Source organism: Haloarcula litorea, from assembly GCF_029338195.1.
GTDB lineage: Archaea > Halobacteriota > Halobacteria > Halobacteriales > Haloarculaceae > Haloarcula > Haloarcula litorea.
This window is the reverse complement of sequence record NZ_CP119779.1, coordinates 2,271,330-2,289,900: the sequence shown is the minus strand read 5'-3', so window position 1 is coordinate 2,289,900 and position 18,571 is coordinate 2,271,330. Positions and strand designations below refer to the sequence as shown.

The 18,571-nt window shown below is 69.8% G+C and carries 22 protein-coding genes; 14 read left to right on the top strand and 8 right to left on the bottom strand.

Annotation, left to right across the window (positions count from 1 at the left end):
* The first annotated feature begins 136 nt into the window (after positions 1–136).
* Both lonB and P0592_RS12315 read left to right on the top strand, forming a co-directional pair.
* Positions 137–2,245: an ATP-dependent protease LonB gene (gene lonB, locus P0592_RS12320; RefSeq protein WP_276271192.1), complete on the top strand. Its 2,109-nt coding sequence runs from the start codon at positions 137–139 to the stop codon at positions 2,243–2,245.
* Between the two features lie 4 nt (positions 2,246–2,249).
* Positions 2,250–3,083, top strand: a complete 834-nt coding sequence (locus P0592_RS12315) for a CPBP family intramembrane glutamic endopeptidase (protein ID WP_276271191.1) — start codon at positions 2,250–2,252, stop codon at positions 3,081–3,083.
* On the opposite strand, the gene P0592_RS12310 is transcribed toward P0592_RS12315, so the two are convergent.
* Positions 3,080–3,547 (bottom strand): methylated-DNA--[protein]-cysteine S-methyltransferase, encoded by a 468-nt coding sequence (locus P0592_RS12310; RefSeq protein WP_276271190.1) that lies wholly within the window; start codon positions 3,545–3,547, stop codon positions 3,080–3,082. The genes P0592_RS12315 and P0592_RS12310 overlap by 4 nt on opposite strands.
* Before the next feature lie 87 nt (positions 3,548–3,634).
* Between P0592_RS12310 and trpC the strand changes: the two genes are divergently transcribed.
* Genes trpC through P0592_RS12290 form a run of 4 tightly spaced genes read left to right on the top strand, consistent with a single transcriptional unit; the run spans position 3,635 to position 7,405 of the window.
* Positions 3,635–4,438, top strand: coding sequence for an indole-3-glycerol phosphate synthase (trpC, locus tag P0592_RS12305; protein ID WP_276271189.1), 804 nt, complete (start codon positions 3,635–3,637; stop codon positions 4,436–4,438).
* Positions 4,435–5,745, top strand: a complete 1,311-nt coding sequence (gene trpB, locus P0592_RS12300; RefSeq protein WP_276271188.1) for a tryptophan synthase subunit beta — start codon at positions 4,435–4,437, stop codon at positions 5,743–5,745. Before trpC ends, trpB begins: the two co-directional genes overlap by 4 nt.
* A complete protein-coding gene (gene trpA / locus P0592_RS12295; protein ID WP_276271187.1) occupies positions 5,745–6,575 on the top strand; it encodes a tryptophan synthase subunit alpha in 831 nt (276 codons plus the stop codon). Before trpB ends, trpA begins: the two co-directional genes overlap by 1 nt.
* A 26-nt stretch (positions 6,576–6,601) precedes the next feature.
* Positions 6,602–7,405 (top strand): 2-amino-3,7-dideoxy-D-threo-hept-6-ulosonate synthase, encoded by an 804-nt coding sequence (locus tag P0592_RS12290; protein WP_276271186.1) that lies wholly within the window; start codon positions 6,602–6,604, stop codon positions 7,403–7,405.
* Here P0592_RS12290 and P0592_RS12285 read toward each other — a convergent pair.
* A complete protein-coding gene (locus P0592_RS12285; protein ID WP_276271185.1) occupies positions 7,402–8,655 on the bottom strand; it encodes a P-loop NTPase in 1,254 nt (417 codons plus the stop codon). The two genes, P0592_RS12290 and P0592_RS12285, sit on opposite strands and share 4 nt — an antisense overlap.
* Positions 8,656–8,787: 132 nt before the next feature.
* Between P0592_RS12285 and P0592_RS12280 the strand changes: the two genes are divergently transcribed.
* Positions 8,788–9,954 carry a 3-dehydroquinate synthase II gene (locus tag P0592_RS12280; protein ID WP_276271184.1) on the top strand — a complete coding sequence of 389 codons (1,167 nt, stop codon included), beginning with the start codon at positions 8,788–8,790 and terminating at the stop codon, positions 9,952–9,954.
* Positions 9,955–9,968: 14 nt separating this feature from the next.
* Here the strand turns inward: P0592_RS12280 and P0592_RS12275 are convergent, their stop codons facing one another.
* Both P0592_RS12275 and P0592_RS12270 read right to left on the bottom strand, forming a co-directional pair.
* A complete protein-coding gene (locus P0592_RS12275) occupies positions 9,969–11,186 on the bottom strand; it encodes an MFS transporter (RefSeq protein WP_276271183.1) in 1,218 nt (405 codons plus the stop codon).
* A gap of 4 nt (positions 11,187–11,190) precedes the next feature.
* Positions 11,191–11,607 carry a DUF7575 domain-containing protein gene (locus P0592_RS12270; protein WP_276271182.1) on the bottom strand — a complete coding sequence of 139 codons (417 nt, stop codon included), beginning with the start codon at positions 11,605–11,607 and terminating at the stop codon, positions 11,191–11,193.
* A 138-nt stretch (positions 11,608–11,745) separates the two neighbouring features.
* On the opposite strand from P0592_RS12270, the gene P0592_RS12265 reads away from it, so the two are divergent.
* Positions 11,746–12,087, top strand: a complete 342-nt coding sequence (locus P0592_RS12265) for a cupin domain-containing protein (RefSeq protein WP_276271181.1) — start codon at positions 11,746–11,748, stop codon at positions 12,085–12,087.
* A gap of 2 nt (positions 12,088–12,089) precedes the next feature.
* Here P0592_RS12265 and P0592_RS12260 read toward each other — a convergent pair whose 3' ends face one another.
* On the bottom strand, positions 12,090–12,269 hold the full coding sequence (locus P0592_RS12260) for a DUF8107 family protein (protein ID WP_276271180.1): 180 nt from the start codon (positions 12,267–12,269) through the stop codon (positions 12,090–12,092).
* Positions 12,270–12,369: 100 nt separating this feature from the next.
* Between P0592_RS12260 and P0592_RS12255 the strand changes: the two genes are divergently transcribed.
* The 6 genes from P0592_RS12255 (at position 12,370) to P0592_RS12230 (ending at position 16,706) form a co-directional block, all read left to right on the top strand.
* Positions 12,370–12,687, top strand: a complete 318-nt coding sequence (locus P0592_RS12255) for a hypothetical protein (protein WP_276271179.1) — start codon at positions 12,370–12,372, stop codon at positions 12,685–12,687.
* A 31-nt stretch (positions 12,688–12,718) separates the two neighbouring features.
* Positions 12,719–13,129 carry an SRPBCC family protein gene (locus tag P0592_RS12250; protein WP_276271178.1) on the top strand — a complete coding sequence of 137 codons (411 nt, stop codon included), beginning with the start codon at positions 12,719–12,721 and terminating at the stop codon, positions 13,127–13,129.
* Between the two features lie 81 nt (positions 13,130–13,210).
* Complete coding sequence (locus tag P0592_RS12245; protein ID WP_276271177.1) at positions 13,211–13,435, top strand: hypothetical protein; 225 nt, start codon at positions 13,211–13,213, stop codon at positions 13,433–13,435.
* Between the two features lie 43 nt (positions 13,436–13,478).
* On the top strand, positions 13,479–13,775 hold the full coding sequence (locus P0592_RS12240; protein WP_276271176.1) for a DUF7990 family protein: 297 nt from the start codon (positions 13,479–13,481) through the stop codon (positions 13,773–13,775).
* A 3-nt stretch (positions 13,776–13,778) separates the two neighbouring features.
* A complete protein-coding gene (locus tag P0592_RS12235) occupies positions 13,779–14,750 on the top strand; it encodes an ArsA family ATPase (protein ID WP_276271175.1) in 972 nt (323 codons plus the stop codon).
* A gap of 126 nt (positions 14,751–14,876) precedes the next feature.
* Positions 14,877–16,706 carry a carbon starvation CstA family protein gene (locus P0592_RS12230; RefSeq protein ID WP_276271174.1) on the top strand — a complete coding sequence of 610 codons (1,830 nt, stop codon included), beginning with the start codon at positions 14,877–14,879 and terminating at the stop codon, positions 16,704–16,706.
* Positions 16,707–16,732: 26 nt separating this feature from the next.
* Here the strand turns inward: P0592_RS12230 and P0592_RS12225 are convergent, their stop codons facing one another.
* Genes P0592_RS12225 through P0592_RS12215 form a run of 3 tightly spaced genes read right to left on the bottom strand, consistent with a single transcriptional unit; the run spans position 16,733 to position 18,344 of the window.
* Complete coding sequence (locus P0592_RS12225) at positions 16,733–17,359, bottom strand: DUF6517 family protein (RefSeq protein ID WP_276271173.1); 627 nt, start codon at positions 17,357–17,359, stop codon at positions 16,733–16,735.
* Positions 17,356–17,976 carry a DUF8052 family protein gene (locus tag P0592_RS12220; protein WP_276271172.1) on the bottom strand — a complete coding sequence of 207 codons (621 nt, stop codon included), beginning with the start codon at positions 17,974–17,976 and terminating at the stop codon, positions 17,356–17,358. Before P0592_RS12220 ends, P0592_RS12225 begins: the two co-directional genes overlap by 4 nt.
* Entirely contained in the window at positions 17,973–18,344 is a 372-nt protein-coding gene (locus P0592_RS12215) for a cupin domain-containing protein (RefSeq protein WP_276271171.1), read from the bottom strand. The genes P0592_RS12220 and P0592_RS12215 overlap by 4 nt, the downstream gene beginning before the upstream one ends.
* Positions 18,345–18,571: the final 227 nt, after the last annotated feature.

Sequence of the window (18,571 nt, the reverse complement as noted above, 5' to 3'; positions counted from 1 at the left end):
CGACGGGCGGTTCGCCCGCGGTCGCCACGTCACGACACGCCCGCTATCGGGCGGTTACGGGTGCGTGGCAAGCCCGGACGCGGGGAGAAAGTATATCAGTCGACAGTCCCTCCCACAGACTGTTAGCAACGTTTGTATGAGCGACAACAACGAACCTGACGCGGCTCCCGACGCGGGCCGGGAGGCGGCCGACGCCGAGGAGGACCCGGCGGACGAGTCCCCCGGCTCCGACGGGCACGGCGAGCCCGAGGAGCAGCCCTCGGTCGACGAACCGTCCGGCAACGGAGCTTCGTCGGACACGACTCTCGGAAGCGACGTCGAGGTCGAGACCGACTCGGACATCGAGGACGAGGAGGAGGACATCCTCGGCGGCCTCGACATCGACTCCACCGGCGACATCGAGGTGCCCGAGCGGCTGGTCGACCAGGTCATCGGGCAGGACCACGCCCGCGACGTCGTGAAGAAGGCGGCCAAGCAGCGCCGCCACGTGATGATGATCGGCTCGCCCGGGACGGGCAAGTCGATGCTGGCGAAGGCGATGAGTCAGCTGCTCCCGCGCGAGGAACTCCAAGACGTCCTCGTCTACCACAACCCCGACGACGGCAACGAGCCGAAGGTCCGGACCGTCCCCAGCGGGAAGGGCGAACAGATCGTCGAGGCACACAAGGAGGAGGCCCGCAAGCGCAACCAGATGCGGACCTTCCTGATGTGGATCATCATCGCCATCGTCATCGGCTACTCGCTGATCATCGTCCAGCAGATCCTGCTGGGCATCCTCGCGGCCGGTGTCATCTACCTGGCCTTCCGCTACGGCTCCCGTGGCAGCGACGCGATGATCCCGAACCTGCTGGTCAACAACGCGAACCAGAAGGTCGCCCCCTTCGAGGACGCCACCGGCGCTCACGCCGGCGCGCTGCTGGGCGACGTCCGCCACGACCCGTTCCAGTCCGGCGGGATGGAGACGCCCAGCCACGACCGCGTCGAGCCCGGGGCGATCCACAAGGCCAACAAGGGCGTGCTGTTCGTCGACGAGATCAACACGCTCGACATCCGCAGCCAGCAGAAGCTGATGACGGCCATCCAGGAGGGCGAGTTCTCCATCACGGGCCAGTCCGAGCGCTCCTCGGGCGCGATGGTCCAGACGGAGCCGGTCCCCTGTGACTTCATCATGATCGCGGCCGGGAACCTCGACGCGATGGAGAACATGCACCCGGCGCTGCGGAGCCGTATCAAGGGGTACGGCTACGAGGTGTATATGGACGACACCATCGAGGACGAGCCGGAGATGCGCCGGAAGTACGCCCGGTTCGTCGCCCAGGAGGTCGACAACGACGGCCGCCTGCCACACTTCACGGAGGACGCCATCGAGGAGATCATCCTCGAGGCCCGCCGACGCGCGGGCCGGAAGGGCCACCTCACGCTGAAGCTCCGTGACCTCGGTGGCCTGGTCCGGGTCGCGGGCGACATCGCCCGCGCCGAGGACAAGGAGTTCACCGAGCGTGAGGACGTGCTCCAGGCCAAGCGGCGCTCCCGCTCCATCGAGCAACAGCTCGCGGACAACTACATCGAGCGCCGGAAGGACTACGAGCTCACCGTCAACGAGGGCGGCGTCGTCGGCCGCGTCAACGGCCTCGCCGTGATGGGCGAGGACAGCGGCATCGTCCTCCCCGTGATGGCGGAGGTCACGCCCTCGCAGGGCCCCGGCGAGGTCATCGCCACCGGTCAACTGAAGGAGATGGCCGAGGAGGCCGTCCAGAACGTCTCGGCGATCATCAAGAAGTTCAGCGACGAGGACATCTCCGAGAAGGACGTCCACATCCAGTTCGTCCAGGCCGGCGAGGGCGGCGTCGACGGCGACTCCGCCTCCATCACGGTCGCCACCGCCGTCATCAGCGCGCTGGAGAACGTCCCCGTCGAGCAGAACATCGCCATGACCGGCTCGCTGTCGGTCCGGGGCGACGTGCTCCCGGTCGGGGGCGTCACCCACAAGATCGAGGCGGCCGCGAAGGCCGGCCTCGACACGGTGATCATCCCCGAGGCCAACACGCAGGACGTGATGATCGAGGAGGAGTACGAGGAGATGATCGAGATCGTGCCAGTCTCGCACATCTCGGAGGTCCTCGAGGTGGCCCTGGCCGGCGAGCCCGAGAAGGACTCGCTGGTCGACCGCCTCAAGTCCATCACCGGCAAGGCGCTGGACCACGAGGTCGGTCGTCAGGGCAGCGGCAGTCCGAGCCCGCAGTAAGCGGATGCCCCGGTGGGCCGCGTTCGTCGGCCTGACCGGACTCCTTCTGACGGCGTTGCTCGCGCTCGCACGCCTCTCCCAGCGGCAGTTCTCGGCCGACGACCGCGGGCCGTCGGTGTCGCCGACACAGGCGGACCGACTCCGGCGCGACGGCGGCACGGGCGACCCGACGATCCCCCGGTTCGAGACGGCCGAGGCCGCGCGTCGCCGCCGGCACCTCGAACGCCAGCTCGAACCGGACGCCCTCTCGACGGGCGCGCTGCTGGCCAACGTCGCGCTCACGCAGGGGCTGTTCGGCGTCCTCGTCGTCGCCGGCGCGTTCTACTTCGCCATCCCGCCCGCCGCGCTCGGCGTCGCACCCACGCCGCTCTCGACGGGCCCGCCGGCCGTCGCCGTCGGGGTCGGGGCGGGCGTCGGCTTCTGGCTGGGCAACGAGGCGGCGGCCTCGGTGGCCGAGGGGTTCGGCGTCGCGTTCGACGAGTCGCTGCGGGGGCTGCTCGCCCCGGACTCGCCCGGCGGCTGGCTGCTCCTGCTCGGGGCGATCCTGCCGCTGATCGCCGTCGTGGAGGAACTGCTCTTCCGCGCCGCCGCCATCGGCGTCCCCGTCGCGGGCCTGGGCGCGCCCGCGTGGGCGATGGTCGTCGTCGCCTCGGTGGCCTTTGGCCTGGGCCACGGCGCGCAGGGGACGGTCGGGATCGTCGTCACCGGCGCGCTGGGCGCGGGGCTGGGCGCGCTGTTCGTCGTGACCGACAGCCTGCTGGCCGTCGTCGTCGCTCACTACCTCGTGAACGCGCTGGAACTGGTCGTCCACGAGGGGCTGGGCGTCGACCGGCTCTAGAGCCCCTCGACGGCCCGGAGTTTCTGCTCGACGGGCGGCGGGGCGGCGCTGGGGCCGTCCCGGACACGGTGGTCGGGGATCAACAGCGGGACGGGGTTGGCCGCCAGCGCCTCCCGGACGGCGGTCAGGTCCTCGGACTCGTCGGGGTCCATGTCGGCCATCCGCGTGACCTGCGCCACCGTCCCCTCCTCGCCGTAGGGGATCTCCCGGACCGCCTCGAGCACCCGGCGCTGGTCGGTCGGGACGGTCAGCCCGACGGTCACGTCGTCGAAGCCGTCCTCGACGCCGCCCAGGTAGTCCTCGATGCGGTCCAACAGCGGGTGGTCGTCGCCGCTGTCGGGGTCGGGCTGGTCGGGGAACGAGAGAGAGATGATCCTGTCGCCGGCCTCGCCGAACTGCACGTGACAGTCGAGATACGCCGAGTCGCGCGCGTAGATGCCCGCGTCCGCCGTGGGCGTGTCCATAACGGGTGAGTCGGCGGGTCGCCCCTTCAAGATTCCTCTGTCCGGACGACAACACTTATGTACACTTCTGTACGTTAGTGTTCAGTAATGGAATCGGACACGGGGATGGCGGACGCGGTCGAGTCGATCCTCGAAGCGGCCCACGAGCGCGGCGGTGGCCGCGAGCGCGTCTCGGTCGACGCCCGCTCGCTGCCGGCGGCGTTCGCGGCCGCGGAGGCGGACGGACGAGTGCCGGTGATCGCGGAGGTCAAGCCGACCAGCCCGACGGCCGACGGCGAGCGCGTCGACGATCCGGTCGAGCTGGCCGAGCGGATGGTCGACGGCGGCGCGGCGGCGCTGTCGGTCCTGACCGAGCCCGACCACTTCGGCGGTTCGGCCGCGGCGCTCGAACGGATCAGAGAGGCGGTGGACGTGCCGGTCCTGCGGAAGGACTTCGTCCTCCACGAGGCCCAGCTGGACGTGGTCGCGGCCGACGTGGTCCTGCTGATCGCCCGGTTCCTGGCGGAGGACGGGACCGACGACCTCGGAGACCTGGTGGCGGCCGCCCGCGAGCGCGGTTTCCAGGTGCTGGTCGAGGCCCACACGGCCGCCGAGGTCGAGCGCGCGGTCGCGGCGGGTGCCGACGTCGTCGGGATCAACAACCGCGACCTGACGAGACTCGAGGTCGACCTGGACACGTTCCCCGAGGCGGCGACGGCGGCCCCGGAGAGCGTCACCCTCATTGCGGAGAGCGGCATAGAGACACCCGACGACGTGGCGCGGATGCGGGCGGCCGGTGCCGACGCGTTGCTGGTCGGCTCGGCCATCATGGACCACGGCGGCGACTCAAACGTGACGGCGAACACCCGGCGACTGGTGGACGCCGAGACGACTGCGGACACAGAGACATGAGCACTGACGACGCACACGACCCCAAGTTCGGCGAGTACGGCGGACAGTACGTGCCCGAGGCGTTGATGCCGGCCATCGAGGAGCTGGCCGACGCCTACGAGCGGTACGTCCTGCACAACGAAGACGGCTTTATGGACGAGTTCCGGGACCGGCTGGCGGACTTCGGCGGGCGGCCGACGCCGCTGCAGTACGCCGAGCAGCTCTCCGAGCGGTACGACAGGGACGTCTACCTCAAGCGCGAGGACCTGCTCCACGGCGGGGCTCACAAGCTCAACAACGCCCTCGGACAGGTGCTGCTGGCGAAGTACATGGGCAAGGAGCGCATCATCGCGGAGACGGGTGCCGGGCAACACGGCACCGCGACGGCGATGGCCGCCGCCCACCTGGACATGCCCTGCGAGATATACATGGGCGAGACTGACATCGCCCGCCAGCGGCCCAACGTCTTCCGGATGAAGATCAACGGCGCGGACGTGAACCCGGTCACGGTCGGCCGCGGGACCCTGAAGGAGGCCATCTCCGAGACGATGCGGGACTGGGCGACCACCGTCGAGAACACCCACTACGTCATCGGCAGCGTCGTCGGCCCGCACCCGTTCCCGAAGATGGTCCGGGACTTCCAGTCGGTCATCTCCGAGGAGGCCCGCGAGCAGGCCATCGAGCAGACCGGCGGGCTCCCCGACGCCGTGCTGGCCTGTGCCGGCGGGGGGTCGAACACGATGGGGGCGTTCGCGGAGTTCGTCGACGACGAGTCGGTCGACCTCGTTGCCGTCGAGGCCGGGGGGTCGTCGCTGACAGTGGACGAGGCGGAGGGCGTCGCGCCCAACTCCGCGACGCTGTCGACGGGCGACGAAGGGGTGCTCCACGGCGCGCGGACGAAGCTCCTGCAGGACTCCGACGGCCAGATCATGGAGTCCCACTCCGTCTCGGCGGGCCTGGACTACGCCGGCGTCGGCCCGGAGCTTGCCCACCTCGTCGACGAGGGCCGCGTGACGCCGGTCAACGTCGACGACGACAGGGCGCTCGAGGCGTTCCACCGCCTCTCGCAGGACGAGGGCGTCATCCCGGCCCTGGAGACGGCTCACGCGTTCGGCTATCTGGAGAGCGTGGCGGGAACCGCCACGGACGGTCGAGCGGCGGAGCCGCGAGACGAGAACTACGAGGAGCTCGGCGACACCCTCGTCGTCAACGTCTCGGGCCGCGGCGACAAGGACCTGGAGACGGTCGTCGAGGAGACGAGCAAGCGTGATCTGGACATCGCGCCGGACATGTCTATCCTGAACCGCTTCGGTGGGGGTGGCCTCTGATGGGCCTGGAGCGGGTGTTCGACGACGAGCCGGCGTTCATCCCCTATCTCGCCGCCGGCGATCCGGACTACGAGACCTCACTGGAGTACGTCGAGGCGCTGGCGGCCGGCGGGGCCGACGTCATCGAGCTCGGCCTCCCGTTCTCCGAGCCGATCGCCGAGGGGACGACCATCCAGAGCGCCATCGTCCGGGCGCTCGACGCGGGGATGACCGTCGAGCGGTACTTCGAGTTCGTCTCGGACCTCGACGTGGACGTGCCGCTGGTCTGTATGACCTACTACAACCTCGTCTACCAGTACGGCGACGAGGCCGGCCCCCGGCCGTTCGTCGAGCGGGCCGCCGCGGAGGGCATCGAGGGGTTCGTCGTCGTCGACTTGCCGGCCGAGGAGGCCGGGCCGCTGCGGGAGGCCTGCGACGAGTTCGGGCTGGACCTGGTGTTCATCGTCGCGCCGACGACCACGGGCGACCGGCTCGACCGGATGCGCGAGCAGGTGTCGGGCTACGTCTACGTCCAGTCCCGCCTCGGGGTCACGGGTGCCCGGGACGACGTCGACGACGCGACCGAGGAGTCGCTGGCCCGCGTCGCCGACTGGGACGTCCCCAAGGCCGTCGGCTTCGGCATCAAGACCGGCGACCACGCCGAGCGCATCGTCGCCGCGGGCGCGGACGGGATCATCGTCGGCTCCGCGCTCGTCGACATCGTCGCCGAGGGCGAGGAAAACGACGACCCCGCCGACGCCGTCGCCGACCGCCTCGAGGAGAAGGCCCGCGAACTGAAGGAGGGCGCGCTCCGGGGGGCCGGAGAACGGCCGGAACCGGAACGCCCATAATCGTTCTTGCCACACAGTCGCATATCATGAACACAGGGACACGCGCACGGCTCGAACGCCTCGGGACAGACGGGAAGTACGTCGTGGTTCCGATGGACCACGGGATCACGATGGGAGCGGTGACGGGACTGAAAGACATCGAATCGACGATCGACGCCGTCACGCGGGGCGGGGCGGACTCGGTACTCACCCAGCGCGGGATCGCCGACCGCGTCCACCCGAACAAGAACGGCGCGGGCTACATCGCCCACATCAACGGCTCGACGACCATCGGGCCGGACGAGGAGGACAAGCGACCGACCGGCACCGTCGAGGACGCCATCCGGGCCGGTGCCGACGCCGTCTCCTTCCACATCAACGTCGGCAGCGAGTACGAGCGCGAGCAGATCGAGGGGCTCTCGCGGGTCACGAGCGAGGCCGAGCGGTACGGCCTGCCGGTCCTGGCGATGACCTACGCTCGCGGGCCGGACATCGACCCCGACGGCGACGACTTCGAGCAGTACGTCGGTCACGCCGTCCGGCTCGGCGAGGAACTGGGGGCCGACGTCGTCAAGACGGCCTACACCGGCGACGCCGAGAGCTTCCAGCACGTCGTCGAGTCCACCTCGCTGCCGGTGGTCATCGCCGGCGGGTCGAAAGGCACCGACGAGGAGACGCTCTCGATGGTCCGGGGCGCGATGGACGCCGGCGCGGCCGGCGTCTCGATGGGTCGGTCGATCTTCCAGCACGAGGACCCCGAGGCCATCGCTCACGCCGTCGCCAGCGTCGTCCACGGCGACGCCGAGGCCGACGAGGCCCTGCACGACGCGGGGCTGGCCGTCGAGGTCTAGAACCCGAACAGCGACCGCACGCGCGCCCCGAGCGAGGTGGCTTCGTTCCCGGCCGCCGCCTCCTCGCCATCGGACCGCTCGCCGTCGCTTCGCCGCTTCTCGCTCGGGTGAGCCCCCGGTTCGGACCTCCCGGCATCCGGTGGGGGGTCATCTCGCGCCGCTTCGGCGGTCGCCGACGGGGAGGGGCCGTCCCCGGACGCGTCGTCGGTACCCGGGGGGTCGTCGACCACGTCGTCCGTCGCCACACTCGACTCGCCGACCCAGGTGAACCCGCCGTCGTCGCGGTCGTCGGCTTCGCGTCGGCCGTCGCGACGCCGGTCGCCCGAAGCGGCGTCACCGGCAGCAGTCGACACCGTCCGCGAGGGGCCACCGTCCGTCTCCGCGCTCACCTCCGCCCCGGGCGGCTGGCCGCGGTCCCCGAGCGTCTCCGCGACCGGGCCGTCCGTCCGTCGGTACTCGCCCGTCGCCGAGGTCCGCGTCGTCTCCGACTCGTCCGTCCGGGCGTCCGGTTCGACGCCCGGGTCGTCCTCGCCGCGGAGCTTTCCCGCGACTTTCCGATAAGCGTGGGCAGCGCCGCTGTTGGGCGCGTTCACGACGACCGGGTCGCCGCTGTCCTGGGCGTGTGGGACGGCCTCGTCCTCCGGGACGTGGCCGAGCAGCTCGACGTCGAGGAACTCGGCGATGCGGTCGGCCCCGGGCGACGCGCCGGTCCCGGACTTGGTCAACACCAGCCCGCGGACGTCGGTCCCCACCCGGTCGGCCAGTTCCATCGTGTTCCGGACGTTCCGGATGGAGGCCACCCGCGGGGTCGAGACCAGCAGCGTCTCGTCGGCGAGCTGGAGCGGGCGCAGCGTCTCCTCGCTCAGGCCCGCGGGCGTGTCGAGGATCACGACGTCGTAGCGCGCACGCAACCCCTCGACGACGCCCGGGAGGTTCGAGAGGTCGGTGTCGGCGTACCCGGCGAGCTCCGTCCCGCTGGGGAGGATGTCGAGTCCCGTTCCGGTCTCGTAGACCGCCGCCGCGGGGTCTGCGGTTCCGGCGAGCACGTCGTGCATCGTCGTCGCCGACGACACGTCGACGTCGACGTCCAGGAAGTCGACGAGGTTCGCCATCGCGAGGTCCATCTCGACGGTCACCGCCGAGTGTCCCGTGTCGGCGAACACGGCCCCCAAGTTGATGCTGGTCGTCGTCTTCCCGACGCCGCCCTTTGCCCCGGCCACTGCGAACACGTGTCCAGTCGTGGTTGACATATCAGGCCCTCCCCGGTAGTGGTTGAGATGTTTGTCAGTACTGTTGATATTTCTATCGGCGCAATTCTCATCACTGAATCTCGGGGACGGGCTTCCGCCACGTTCAAGCCCCGGCGTCGCGGACGTGGGGCCATGACACGAAGCGTGTGGCTCAAAGCCGACGGCGAGGTCGGCGACTGGGAGACACGGAAGCGGCGCATCACCGCCGGCCTCGAGGCCGGCGTCGACTGGGTCCTGGTCGACGAGGCCGACGTCGAGCGGGTCCGGGACCTCGGCGCGGTCGACGTCGCCGCGTTCTCGAACGGCGACGTCCACGTGATGGACGCCGAGGGCGACGACTCCGACGCCGACGCCACCATCGTCGGCAAGGACGGCGAGGGCGACGGCACGGTCGACCTGCCCTCGGACTTCTCCGGGTCGGCTGACCTCTCCGCCCTGCGGCAGAACGGGGCCGGTCCCGACGGCGGCTACATCCGCATCTACGACGAGGACTACGAGGCCTTCGCCGAGGCCGTCGCGGCCGAGGCCGACTACACGATCGTCGTCGCCGAGGACTGGCAGATCATCCCGCTGGAGAACCTCATCGCCCGCGTCGGCGACGAGACGGACCTCATCGCCGGCGTCCGCACCGCCGAGGACGCACGCACGGCTTACGAGACGCTCGAGTTGGGGGCCGACGGGGTCCTGTTGGACACCGACGACGTCGACGAGATCCGCAAGACCGTCGAGGTCCGCGACGACGTGGGCCGCGAGCAGCTTGACCTGGAGTACGCCGAGGTCACGGCGGTCGAGCAGACGGGCTCGGCCGACCGGGTCTGTATCGACACCGGCAACCTGATGGAACACGACGAGGGGATGCTCGTCGGGTCGATGGCCCGCGGCCTCTTTTTCGTCCACGCCGAGACCGCGGAGTCGCCCTACGTCGCCTCCCGGCCGTTCCGGGTCAACGCCGGCGCGGTCCACGCCTACGTCCGCACGCCCGACGGCGGCACGAAGTACCTCTCGGAACTGCAGTCCGGCGACGAGGTCCAGGTCGTCGACGACCAGGGCCACACCCGGGAGGCCATCGTCGGCCGCGCGAAGATCGAGAAGCGCCCGATGTTCCGCGTCCAGGCCGAGACCGACGGCGGCGACCGCATCGAGACGCTGCTGCAGAACGCCGAGACCATCAAGGTCCACACCCGCGACGGCCGGACCGCCGTCACCGACCTGGAACCCGGCGACGAGATCCTCGTCCACTACGAGGACACGGCGACGCACTTCGGCGAGCGCATCGAGGAGAGCATCATCGAGAAGTAGGGCGGTCCCGGCGGCTACCGACCCACGTTCTCGGGCGCTCGCAACGTCAGCGACGCGGCCCCGGCGACGACCAGCAGCGCCGCACCGAGGGCGAACGACTGCACCCACCCGTATCGGGCCACCAGCACGCCGGCGACGGTCCCGCCGAAGACGCCGCCGGGCACCTTCGCGGCGTACACCAGCGCGTAGTTCTCGGAGGAGCGTGCCCGACCGTAGTAGTCGCCGACCAGCGACGGGACGACGGCGAAGGCGGGACTCCGGAAGAACGCCGTCGCCGCGACGAGGACGACGAAGGGCAGTGCGAACCCGCGATCGCCGAGCAGGACGGCCCCGCCCAGCGCCCCGCCACACAGCAGCAGCGACGCGCCGACGGTCCGTTCGCCGCCGAAGCGGTCGGAGAGCCCGCCCAGCAGGACGATGCCGGCGGCGTCGGCCAGCGCGACGGCGGAGGCGACGGTGGTGGCGGTCCCCGACGACAGGCCCAGCCCCCTCGTGAAGCCGACGGACCGGCCGATGAGCATCAGGCCGACGCCGTTGACGAGCGTCATCACGCCGAAGAACACCCAGAACTGCCACGTGCCGACGACGGTGCGCCAGCCGACTGCGGCCCCACCGTCTGCCTCGACAGCGTCGTCGCTCGTCTCCGCTCCGCTGCTCGGACCCGTCTCGCCGTCGGGGTCCCGGAGCAGGGCCGCGCCCAGGAGGCCGGCGACACCGACCACGGCACCGAGCGCCAGCAGGGTCTCGCCGTACGCCCCGGCGACCCGCCCGCCGACGGCCGGGATGACGACGACGCTGACGCCGCCGAAGGCCATCGTGACGACGCCCGTCGCCAGCCCGCGCCGGTCGTCGAACCACTTGACCGGCGTGTTGACGGCGACGGTGTAGGCGCTCCCGCTGCCCAGCCCGCCGACGGCGTAGGCCAGCGTCGCGGTCGCGACCGCGTCCGCGAGCGCGAGCCCGGCGTAGCCGGCGAACAGCCCGACCGCGGCCGCCACCATCACCGGCCGGGGACCGTACCGGTCCCGAACGCGTCCGGCCGGGAGCTGGACCAGCGTCTGTCCGACCACGAACGCGGTGAAGACCGTCCCCAACTGGGCCGACGAGGCCCCGGTGCGGACACCGACGACACCGCTGACGGTCGTCCAGACGAACTGGTAGGTCCCGGCGGCACCCATCACCGCGGCGGCGACGCCGACGAGCAGCCAGCGCCGCCGGTCCTCGCGTGTCACGGCGTCACTGCTCGGTGCGGTACTGTTCGAGGTCCGTCGTACACCAGTGACAGAACGCCAGGTCCTCGTCGAGCTCCTTCCCGCAGTTGGGGCACTTGTCCCCCTCGACGATGTCGGCCATCCGGTTCTCGCGGGTCGCCATCCAGTAGGCGTCGACCATACTGAGGACGGTCAGCGCCAGCAGCGCGACGGTCGCGACCGTCGGCAGGTTCTGGTAGACCGCCCGCAGCGCGTCCAGCGTGACGCCGGAGTCCAGCGGTTCGGTGACCTCGTCGCCCACCAGCAGCGTGGTCGTGCTGATGACCAGCCCGAACCACAGCACGGCCCGGAACCACTCCCGCAGGTAGACGTGCCCCAGTCCGGGGTAGACGAACGCGAGGGCGGCGGCGAGCCACGGCCGCTTGCGACCCGTGTCGGCCATATTCGCTGAGTGCGGGACGGACGCCCCTATATCTTCCGACACTCGTGAACCGCCGGCGATCGGTCACGCCGCCGGTCCCGGCGGGGCGAGGCCGCGGCCGGGCCACACAGTTTTGCCGTCGGACACCCTGCGGACGGTATGGAGACCACCACCGCACCGGCTGGCGAGGAGGTCGAGGTCGAACCGGGCGTCCACCTCGCACAGCTGGCCGCCGGCGACGAGATGAGCATCCAGCACCTCCGGATGGAGCCGGGGAGCCGCGTCCCCGAACACGACCACCACCACGAGCAGGTGGGGTTCGTCTACCAGGGCGAGCAGACGTTCGTGCTGGACGACGACACCGTCACCGTCGGCCCGGGCGAGTCCTACTGGCTGGAGAGCCACGAGGTCCACGCCGCGGAGAACCGCGGGGACGAGACGCTGCTGGCGATCGACGTGTTCAGCCCGCCGCGGCCGGACCCCGACTGGCTGCGCGAGTAGCCTCAGCGCAACACGAGGAGGTACGTCAGGACCGCGAGACCGATCGCCGTCGTCGCTACGCTCCGGACCGTGAACTCCGCGAGGCCGACGAAGTCCAGTCCCCAGACGAGGACCGTACTGAACGCAAGCGACAGCAGCAGGTCCAGGACCAACAGGACGCGGATGTCCCCATCGGATGCCATACGGGTCCTGCACGACCCACCGGCTTATCTGTACGGGTCGATCGTTGGCAACAAACTGAAACGACGGGGTTCATATCGGTCGCGGCCGTACGTCACATCGATGCTCCACAACCGAGAGGGCACCCCGGTCGACCCCGTCCCCTTCCTCGTCGTCAGCGCCCTCGGGTTCACCGTGAGCTTCTCCTTTGGCCCCATCTACGTGATGGAACTCGGGGCCTCGCTGCCGCTGTCGCTCGTCGTCGCCGGAGTGGTGTCGGTCGCGACGGCCGCCGCCGCCTACTACCGCTACGTCTGGACCGCGCATCCGACCCTGCGCGGTGAGGTGCCGGCCGAGGCCCGGATGGGTCGCCTGCTCTACGGGATGGTCGCCGGCTTCCTCGCCGTCGCCGCGCTCGCGCTGCCGTTGCTCGTTCGGTAGCCCTATGCCGTCCGCCCGCGACGACCCGTCTATGCGCGAGGTGGAACGGACGCGGTTCGTCGCGGCGACGCCCGCCGAACTCGACCGGGCGCTCGCCCCGGCGACCGTGATCGACCACGAGGGGACCTTCGAGGTCGTGTCGACCGAGGCGACCGACGACGGCCACCGGGTCGTCGCCCGGGCCGGCGGCGTCGAGGTCGTGTTCGCGTTCACGGCCCGCGAGCACGGCGTCCGCTACCGGCAGGTCGGCGAGCAGGGACCCTTCGAGTCGATGGAGACGACGTTGACCTACGAGCCGCGGGACCACGGCAGCGAGGTGACGGCGCGGTCGACGGTGAGTCTCGGACTGCCCCTCCCCGGCGTGACCGACCGGGTCGCGGCCTGGAAGCGGAGCGGGGAACTCGACCGGCTCCTCGACGCGCTCGCGACGGCCCACGACTGACCCGCCGGCACCGGTGCGGTCGTGTGCCGTCGACACAGACCTGCACGAACGTTTATGCGTAGTTCGGGAGTAAGCCGGAGTATGAGTATCATCGGCACGGTCAGGGAGGTCCTGCAGGCCTCCACGCAGTCGACCAACCGCGGCGACGTGACCGACGAGGAGTCGAAGGGCGCGTACTGGTGTGACGACTGTGGCGAACGGGTCCGCGACGTGGACGTGGAGGGAGAGGCCCCGCCGGACTGCCCGACCTGCGGCGACGAGATGCGGTTCGAGCGATCGACCGGCACCACCGGGTGTGCCTGTTGACCCGTCAGAACACGTAAGTACGCGAGGCGTGGTACTTCTCCACATGACGGTCGCCGACAGAATCGAGTCGTACTTGGACGCGGTCGAGGAGTGGCTGCACGGACTCTACCACGGGATGATCGAACACCCCTCCGTCGAGAAGATCGAGAAGGAGGCCGAGGACACCGCCGACGTCTTCATGTTCGCCTGCTTCGCCGACGCCTTCGGGATCCCCAGTCCCGTCTCCTACTACACCGCCGAACTCCTGCCGTACCTCACGGAGGAGTTCGTCGAGTGGGAGCGGCGGATGTGGGACCGCCAGTCGCTGCTCGAACGCAAGGGCCAGCAGTACCACTTCTGACCGATGAACAAGTTCGTCTTCTTCGGTGGCAAGGGCGGCGTCGGCAAGACGACCGTCTCCAGCGCCTACGGGCTGAAGTGTGCCCGCGACGGCCTGCGGACGCTGCTGGTCTCGACGGACCCGGCCCACAGCACCTCCGACGTGTTCGACCAGCAGTTCGACGACGACCCGACGGCGGTCGACGGCCACGAGAACCTCTGGGCGATGGAACTGGACCCCGACGAGGAGGTCAAGCGCCACATGCAGTCGATCAAGCGGGCGATGAGCGACCAGGTGAGTCCCGCGATCGTCAACGAGATCGACCGGCAGATCGAACTCGCCCACCGGACGCCGGGGGCCTACGAGGCGGCGCTGTTCGACCGCTTCATCGACGTGATGCGGGACAGCGACGACTTCGACCGCGTCATCTTCGACACCTCGCCGACCGGCGGGACGCTCCGCCTGCTCGCGCTGCCGGAGTTCCTGGAGTCGTGGATCGAGCGGCTCACGCAGAAGCGCAAGGAGAGCGTCGACCTGTTCGAGAAGGCCGCCATCGGCGACGCGGAGGCCCGCGAGAAGCTCAAAGAGGACCCGATCATCGAGCGGCTCACCGAGCGCAAGGAGAACTTCGAGTTCGCCGGCCGCACCCTCCACGACGACGCCGTGTTCTACCTCGTTCTCAACCCCGACGAACTGTCGATCGAGGAGTCACACCGGGCGGTCGAGGACCTGCGGGACGCCGGCCTCACCGTCGGCGGACTCGTCGTCAACAAGGTCGCCCCCGAACCCGAGGCGGGGGAGACCGGGCGGGGGGCGACGTATCTCCGTGAGCGCCACGAGACCGAACAGGCGCGTCTCGATCGGATCCGGACGGAGTTCGACCAGCCGGTCGTCGCCGTCATCGAGCAGCGCGTCTCCGAGGTCAAGGGGTCGCTGCTGGACGAGGTGACCGGCGAACTCGACATCGACGTCGCGGCGTCACCGCCCCCGACCTGACCCGGTTCGCCGGAGGCCGGGACACCGCCGTCCCCCGGCGGGGCCAAGCCGGCTGTCCATTCCGGCCACAATCACCCATAATAATTAAATACTTTTTGGGTGTTGCATACGACGAGGTTCATTACCATGGTACAAGTGCTCTGGCTGGTACTGGCGACGCTTACCACGTTCAGCATCGGGTATCTCGGATACTCGCGATACCTCGCACAGTTCGTGGAGCTGAGTGACGACAACGAGACACCGGCACACAAGTACGAGGACGGACAGGAGTACGTCCCCTCGAAAAAGCCCGTGTTACTCGGACACCACTACTCCAGTATCGCGGGGGGAGCACCCATCGTCGGCCCGATCACGGCCGGCGTCGTCTGGGGGTGGGTGCCGGCCCTGCTGTGGATCGCCATCGGCAACCCGCTGATGGGGAGCGTCCACGACTTCGTCTCGCTGTCGGGCAGTCTCCGACACGAGGGGAAGTCGATCGGCTACATCATCGGGGAGTACGTCGGGGAGCGGGGCAAGAAGATGCTACTGTGGTTCGCGTTCCTGACGATCATCCTCGTGGTGGCGGTGTTCGCGCTCGTGGTCGCCATCGTGTTCAACGCCTTCCCGCAGGCCGCGACGGCGAGTTTCGTCTACATCGCCCTCGCGCTGATCTTCGGGGTGTACCTGTACCAGCTCGACCTGCCGTTCCTGCCCGGGACGGCGGTGTTCGTCCTGGCCGTCTTCGGCGGCGTCTTCGTCGGTATCGAGTTCCCAGTCGCGCTGTTCCCGGCGGCCGAGGCCGGCACCTATCCGGCCGGCACCGTCGTCCTGTTCGGGTCCGGACTCGCCTCGATCGTCCCCGCCGCGGGGACGCTGGGGGCCAACACGGCGGGCTGGATCCCGGTCATCCTGCTGTACGCGGCCATCGCGTCGGTGCTGCCGGTGTGGACACTGCTCCAGCCGCGTGACTTCCTGTCGTCGTTCCTGCTGTACGCGGGCGTCGGCGGGGCGCTGCTCGCGGTCATCGTCGGCACGCTGCTGGGCACCTCCGCACAGCCGCTGACCATCTCGCTGGAGCCGTACTACGGCTTCATGGGGACCGCGGGGCTGCCGCTGTTCCCGCTGCTGTTCGTCACCATCGCCTGCGGGACCATCAGCGGGTTCCACTCGCTGGTGTCCTCGGGCACCACGGCCAAGCAACTGAACAAGGAGACCGACGCCCGCGCCATCGGCTACGGCGGGATGCTCGGCGAGGGTCTCCTCGCCACGGTCGCGCTCGGTACCGTCGCCATCGCGGGCGTCACCGCCGGCGGCGGCATCGGTCGTGCGCTGCCGAACTTCGCGACCGGCGGTAGCGTGATGCTGACCAGCTTCGGCATCCCCACCAGCGTCGGCGCGCCGTTCATGGCGTTGGTGCTCGTGAGCTTCCTGCTGACCTCGACGGACACGGCGGTCCGCCTGGGCCGGTACATGGCCGAGGAGATCGTCGGCACGCCGGACGCCAGCAGTTCGGCGGTCCGGCAGGTGCAGTCGGTCGGCATCAACCGCTACAGCAACGCCGCCATCCAGTGTCTCGTCGCGTACGCGCTGGTCGCGAGCGGCTCCTGGGCGAGCCTCTGGCCGCTGTTCGGCGGCGCGAACCAGCTGCTGGCCGCGCTGGCGCTGCTGACCGCAACCGTCTGGCTGGCCAACTGGGACGACGACAAGCAGCTCATCAGCACGGGCGTCCCGATGGCGCTGATGACCGTCATCACCGTCTGTGCGCTGCTGTACCTCTCGCTGTACCAGAACCTCTACCAGCAGTTCATCCAGGGCGGCTTCGCCGAGGGCGCGGGCATCTTCGCGCGCATCTCGGTGGCCGTCCAGATCGTCCTCGCGCTGGTGCTGGTCGGACTGGCGCTGTCGCTGGTCTGGATCGGCTACCAGAACATCAGCACGGTCCGCGAGGACTTCGGCGGCGCACCGGCCGACGACTGAGCGCCGCGCTCGCGACCCTCGTTTCTTCAGTGCTCGACGCCGGCAAGTAGCTGCCGGACGCGGGCGCGCTCCTCGATGGACGCCGGGTGTACGGCAGCGACGGTGACGAACTCGTCGCCGTCGCGGACCGACGCCGTCGTCACCCGAACCGCGACCGACTCGCCCGACAGCGTCCCAGTTCCCTCGAAGGTCTCTGCCGTCGTCTCGTTGCCAAGCAGTTCGACGGTGGTGTTCTCGCCGTCCGAGAGCGAGTCGACCGCGTATGTCGACTGCAGGTAGCCGACCAGCGCACCCGGAGTCAGGGTCGTCAGCGGGTTCCGGACGAGCGGTTGGTTCTCGATGGGTCGGACCGCCGGTGCGGTCGCGACGAGGATCAGCGCCGGGCCCGCGTCGGTCGTCCGGCGGTACGTCGCGACCGGAGTCGTCGCCGTCACGGGTCGGTCTGCGCTCATCTCGACGTCGCCGCTGATGGTGGCGCTGACAGTCGTGTTGAGCGTGCGGTTTTCGGTGCCCGCGTGTTCGTAGCCGGTGCCGTCGAGGGTCCCCGCTTGGACCGTCGCCGGCGACCCGCTGGCGACGGCACGCGATGGCCCGCCGGAACACCCGGCGACCGCGACGGCGAGGAGGACGACGGCGAGCGCGCGCCGGTTCATCCCAGCCACGACCGGAGGCGGCCGAGCAGCCCCGGCGACTCCGCCGCGTCCAGGTCACGCCACAGCTCGAACGCCGCGGCCACGTCGGCCTCGCTGCTGGCGACGGCGTCCTCCCGGTCGGGGGCGACGACGGCGAGGTTCACCTCGTAGGCACCGTAGTAGCCGTACTTCAGCAGCGTCCGGTCGCGGAAACCCTCGACGTACGAGCGCACGTCGGCGGGGACGTCGGGGACGACGAGCACGAACGTGAACTCGGTGCCGTGGTGCTCCTCGTCGGCGTCGATCCAGTCGTCGGCGAGGTCGTGACCGAGGTCGACCAGGGCGTCGAGGTCCGCCGTCGAGACGCCGTCGGCCCGGCGGACGAACAGGTGTTCGACGTTCTCGTAGTTCGCCCAGTTGATCGACTGGTGGAGGACCTGTTTCTGGCTCTCGACGTAGAGCCGCCCGTACATGTCGAACCGCTCGCCCCCCGCGGTGTCGTCCCGTTCGAGGTCGTAGTTGTACTGGAGGCGGGCCGCGACGCGGTCGAGGTAGTCGTCGTCCCAGGTCGGTCGCTCCTCGCCGGGCGGATCGGCATCCGGGATCGCGGCGTCGGCGTCGTCGCTCTCGGCGGTCATCCGTCCTCGTAGGGGTGGACGTCGTCGACGGCCGGCGCGCCGACGACGAAGGTCTCGACCGTCTCGGCGGCCGACTCCGGGTTGTACGCCCGCTGCGGGCTGTCCGGTTCGACGACGAACACCTCGTCGGGGCCGACCTCGTAGGTTCCCTCCGGCGTCTCGACGGACAGGGTCCCCGAGAGGACGTAGAACACCTCCTCCTGCTCGTCGTGGTAGTGGTACGCCAGCGGGATCTGCTCGCCCGGCTCGACCTCGTAGACGTTCGCCGCCACCCTCTCGAGGCCGGCCGCCTCGTCGATGGATCGCTGTGTCGACGGCCGGTCCGGGGTCGGCTCGACGGCGTCGATATCGATGTGGTGGTATCCCATAGCGTGGTCTCGTCCCCGAACCACCTAAAACGTCGGTACGGCGGACCGGGCCGTCGGGGCCTCTGACGGCGTGGCAACGCCTCGCGTGTCGAGTGCAAGGTCACGGCTTTTTTGAGTCGGGCTCGTTCTACCCTCGAATGCAACGACCGAAACCTCTGTCGCGCCGTCCCCTCGCGATTCGACGCGTCGCCGTTCGCACCGGGCCGACGACCGACCGCCGAATCCGA

Coding starts and splice junctions, on each gene's coding strand:
- lonB (WP_276271192.1), top strand. CDS start 137: ATGAGCGACAACAACGAACCTGACGCGGCTCCCGACGCGGGCCGGGAG.
- P0592_RS12315 (WP_276271191.1), top strand. CDS start 2,250: ATGCCCCGGTGGGCCGCGTTCGTCGGCCTGACCGGACTCCTTCTGACG.
- P0592_RS12310 (WP_276271190.1), bottom strand. CDS start 3,547: ATGGACACGCCCACGGCGGACGCGGGCATCTACGCGCGCGACTCGGCG.
- trpC (WP_276271189.1), top strand. CDS start 3,635: ATGGAATCGGACACGGGGATGGCGGACGCGGTCGAGTCGATCCTCGAA.
- trpB (WP_276271188.1), top strand. CDS start 4,435: ATGAGCACTGACGACGCACACGACCCCAAGTTCGGCGAGTACGGCGGA.
- trpA (WP_276271187.1), top strand. CDS start 5,745: ATGGGCCTGGAGCGGGTGTTCGACGACGAGCCGGCGTTCATCCCCTAT.
- P0592_RS12290 (WP_276271186.1), top strand. CDS start 6,602: ATGAACACAGGGACACGCGCACGGCTCGAACGCCTCGGGACAGACGGG.
- P0592_RS12285 (WP_276271185.1), bottom strand. CDS start 8,655: ATGTCAACCACGACTGGACACGTGTTCGCAGTGGCCGGGGCAAAGGGC.
- P0592_RS12280 (WP_276271184.1), top strand. CDS start 8,788: ATGACACGAAGCGTGTGGCTCAAAGCCGACGGCGAGGTCGGCGACTGG.
- P0592_RS12270 (WP_276271182.1), bottom strand. CDS start 11,607: ATGGCCGACACGGGTCGCAAGCGGCCGTGGCTCGCCGCCGCCCTCGCG.
- P0592_RS12265 (WP_276271181.1), top strand. CDS start 11,746: ATGGAGACCACCACCGCACCGGCTGGCGAGGAGGTCGAGGTCGAACCG.
- P0592_RS12260 (WP_276271180.1), bottom strand. CDS start 12,269: ATGGCATCCGATGGGGACATCCGCGTCCTGTTGGTCCTGGACCTGCTG.
- P0592_RS12255 (WP_276271179.1), top strand. CDS start 12,370: ATGCTCCACAACCGAGAGGGCACCCCGGTCGACCCCGTCCCCTTCCTC.
- P0592_RS12250 (WP_276271178.1), top strand. CDS start 12,719: ATGCGCGAGGTGGAACGGACGCGGTTCGTCGCGGCGACGCCCGCCGAA.
- P0592_RS12245 (WP_276271177.1), top strand. CDS start 13,211: ATGAGTATCATCGGCACGGTCAGGGAGGTCCTGCAGGCCTCCACGCAG.
- P0592_RS12240 (WP_276271176.1), top strand. CDS start 13,479: ATGACGGTCGCCGACAGAATCGAGTCGTACTTGGACGCGGTCGAGGAG.
- P0592_RS12235 (WP_276271175.1), top strand. CDS start 13,779: ATGAACAAGTTCGTCTTCTTCGGTGGCAAGGGCGGCGTCGGCAAGACG.
- P0592_RS12230 (WP_276271174.1), top strand. CDS start 14,877: ATGGTACAAGTGCTCTGGCTGGTACTGGCGACGCTTACCACGTTCAGC.
- P0592_RS12225 (WP_276271173.1), bottom strand. CDS start 17,359: ATGAACCGGCGCGCGCTCGCCGTCGTCCTCCTCGCCGTCGCGGTCGCC.
- P0592_RS12220 (WP_276271172.1), bottom strand. CDS start 17,976: ATGACCGCCGAGAGCGACGACGCCGACGCCGCGATCCCGGATGCCGAT.
- P0592_RS12215 (WP_276271171.1), bottom strand. CDS start 18,344: ATGGGATACCACCACATCGATATCGACGCCGTCGAGCCGACCCCGGAC.